This window comes from Aminivibrio sp. (genome assembly GCF_016756745.1).
Classification (GTDB): domain Bacteria; phylum Synergistota; class Synergistia; order Synergistales; family Aminobacteriaceae; genus Aminivibrio.
Genome location: NZ_JAESIH010000052.1, coordinates 1 through 3,008 on the forward strand (window position 1 = coordinate 1; position 3,008 = coordinate 3,008).

At 65.2% G+C, this 3,008-nt stretch carries 3 protein-coding genes; all 3 read left to right on the forward strand.

What is annotated here, in order from left to right; translation table 11 throughout:
* On the forward strand, positions 1 to 335 hold a 335-nt coding region (locus tag JMJ95_RS08420; RefSeq protein ID WP_367153782.1), incomplete at its 5' end, for an oligopeptide/dipeptide ABC transporter ATP-binding protein.
* On the forward strand, positions 328 to 1,272 hold the full coding sequence (locus JMJ95_RS08425) for an ABC transporter ATP-binding protein (RefSeq protein ID WP_290684473.1): 945 nt from the start codon (positions 328 to 330) through the stop codon (positions 1,270 to 1,272). The genes JMJ95_RS08420 and JMJ95_RS08425, both read left to right, overlap by 8 nt.
* Positions 1,273 to 1,288: 16 nt before the next feature.
* Positions 1,289 to 2,914 (forward strand): gamma-glutamyltransferase family protein, encoded by a 1,626-nt coding sequence (locus tag JMJ95_RS08430; RefSeq protein ID WP_290684474.1) that lies wholly within the window; start codon positions 1,289 to 1,291, stop codon positions 2,912 to 2,914.
* Positions 2,915 to 3,008 lie beyond the last annotated feature (94 nt).

Consider the following 3,008-nt stretch of genomic DNA (forward strand, 5'->3'; position numbering starts at 1 on the left):
GCGTGGTGGGGGAGGTCTGCGATCACGTGGCGGTCATGTACGCCGGTCGCATTGTGGAGGCGGGCTCTCTGGAGCAGATCTTCGGCAATGCCAGGCACCCCTACACCCTCGGCCTGTTCCGGTGCATCCCGGACATCGAGGAGGAGACGTCGAAAATACGGCCCATCGAAGGCCTCATGCCCGATCCCCTGGACCTGCCGTCGGGGTGCCCCTTCCATCCCCGGTGCCCCCAGTGCATGGACGTCTGCCGGACTTCCGTTCCCGGCGTGCTGGACGAAGGCGGGCACAAGGTGATGTGCCATCTCTACGGGAAGGGGGGCGCCGCTCATGCCTGATCTCATCAAGGTCGAAAACCTGGTTAAATATTTCCCCGTGGCGGCGGGAAATGTCCACGCCGTGGACGGCGTGTCCTTCGCCATAAAGGAAGGAGAAACCCTCGGACTCGTGGGCGAATCGGGCTGCGGAAAGTCCACCACGGGCAGGCTTCTCATCCGGCTTATCGAGGCCACGTCCGGACGGATTCTCTACCGTGACCGGGACATCGCCTCCGCGGACAAAAAAACCCTCCATAACCTGCGGAAGGAGATGCAGATCATCTTCCAGGACCCCTTCTCCTCCCTTGACCCGAGAAAAAGCATAGGGGAAACCATCGGGAAACCCCTGGAGATCTTCGGCATGGGGTCGAAGCGGGAGCGGGAGGAAATGGTGGACGCTCTCATGGAAAAAGTCGGCCTGAGCCCCCGCCTCTTCTACAAGTACCCCCACGAGCTCGACGGCGGCAGGCGCCAGAGGGTGGGCATCGCCCGGGCGCTCTCCCTGTCGCCCGGTTTCATCGTCTGCGACGAGCCCGTCTCGGCCCTCGACGTGTCCATCCAGGCCCAGATACTGAACCTGCTGCAGGAACTCCAGGAGACCATGAAGCTCACCTATCTCTTCGTCTCCCACGACCTGTCGGTGGTGAAGCACATCAGCAACCGCATCGCGGTCATGTACCTCGGGAAGATCGTGGAATCGTCGCCCTCGCTGGAACTCTTCAGCAACACGCTCCATCCCTATTCCCAGGCCCTGCTCGCGGCGGTGCCCATTCCGAAGCTCAACCGGAAGCGCGAGCGGTTCATCCTCAGCGGAGGGGTTCCCAGCCCCATCACCCCCCCGTCCGGGTGCAGGTTCCACACCCGCTGTCCCTGGAAGATGGACATCTGTTCGCAGGAGGAGCCTCCCCTGACGGACCGGGGCGGCGGCCATTTCGTGGCCTGCCACAAGGTACAGTGAGAAGGAGGACACAGCCATGGTGAAATACGATCCCCATTATTACCCCTATCCCTCGAGGAGGAACATGATGTACGCCTCCCGGGGAATGGTCTGCGCATCCCACCCCCTGGCGGCCCAGGCGGGACTCGACGTGCTGAAGAAGGGCGGCAACGCCGTGGACGCCATCGTGGCCACCGCTGCGGCCCTGACGGTGGTGGAGCCCACGGCCAACGGCATCGGCAGCGACGCCTTCGCCATCCTCTGGAAGGATGGGAAACTCCGGGGATTCAACTCCAGCGGACCCATCCCCCGGGCCCTTTCTCTGGACGTGGCCGACGCGAAGGGATGGACCGACCCATCGTCGGACGGCCATCTGCCCACCTACGGCTGGACACCCGCCACGGTTCCCGGCGCCCCCGCCGCATGGGCGGAGCTGACAAAAACGGCGGGGAAGCTCTCCCTGGCTGAAAATCTCGCCCCTGCCGTGTTCCTCGCCCGGAACGGCCACGCCGTCTCGGTCACCACGGCCCACCACTGGGAACTCGCCTACAGGAAGTACGCCCGGGAGAAGGGAGAGGAGTTCAAGGCCTGGTTCGACACCTTCGCCCCCTCCGGCCTGGCCCCCCGGGCCGGAGAAGTCTGGTCCTCGGAGGCCCACGCCCGGACCCTGGAACTCATCGGGGCCACGGACGCCAGGGCCTTCTACGAGGGCGAGATCGCGGACAGAATGGTGGCCGCCGCCCAAAAGACCGGCGGGTACTTCTCGGCCGAGGACCTGGGATCCTTCCGCCCCGAGTGGGTGGAGCCCATCGGCGTGAACTACAGGGGATACGACGTCTGGGAGATCCCCCCCAACGGGCAGGGCATCGTGGCCCTTCTCGCCCTCTCCATCCTCAGGGGCTTCCGGTTCTCGTCCCACGACGACCCTCTCACGGTGCACCGGCAGATCGAGGCCATCAAGATGGGGTTCGCCGACGCCCACCGGTACGTGGCGGATACCCGCTTCGCCGCAGTTCCCGTGAAGGAGCTTCTTGACGGCGCCTATGCCGACGCCCGGAGAGCCCTGCTGGGCGAGGAAGCCGAGGACCGGAAGGCCGGAAATCCCATGCACGGAGGCACCGTCTACCTCTGCGCCGCCGACGGTGAAGGGAACATGGTCTCCTACATCCAGAGCAACTACATGGGCTTCGGCTCGGGCGTGGTCATACCGGAGACGGGCATCGCCCTGAACAACCGGGGCCACTGCTTCTCCCTGCAGAAGGGACACCCCAACGTCCTCGAGCCGGGGAAGCGCCCCTACAACACCATCATCCCGGCGTTCCTCACGAAGGACGGCGTTCCCGTGGGTCCCTTCGGCGTCATGGGCGGCTTTATGCAGCCCCAGGGACACGTCCAGGTGGTGATGAACACCGTGGACTTCGAGATGAACCCCCAGCAGGCCCTGGACGCCCCCCGGTGGCAGTGGATGGGCGGCATGAACGTTTCCGTGGAGCCGGGATTCTCCCCGGCTCTCGCCCAGAGCCTCGCCCGGAGGGGGCATTCCATGAAGTTCGAGCTGGAGTCCAACTCCTTCGGCAGGGGAGAGATCATCTGGCGGACGCCCGAGGGAACCCTGGGCGGCGCCACCGAGTCCCGGACCGACGGCTGCGCGGCGGTCTGGTAAGGCCTGAAGTGGAAACGCTGTCATCCTGAGGAGCGCGGTGATGAAGGAGCCGGTTCAGGCGGCAAGAACCGGCTCCTTCCTCTCCGGGGAAGCT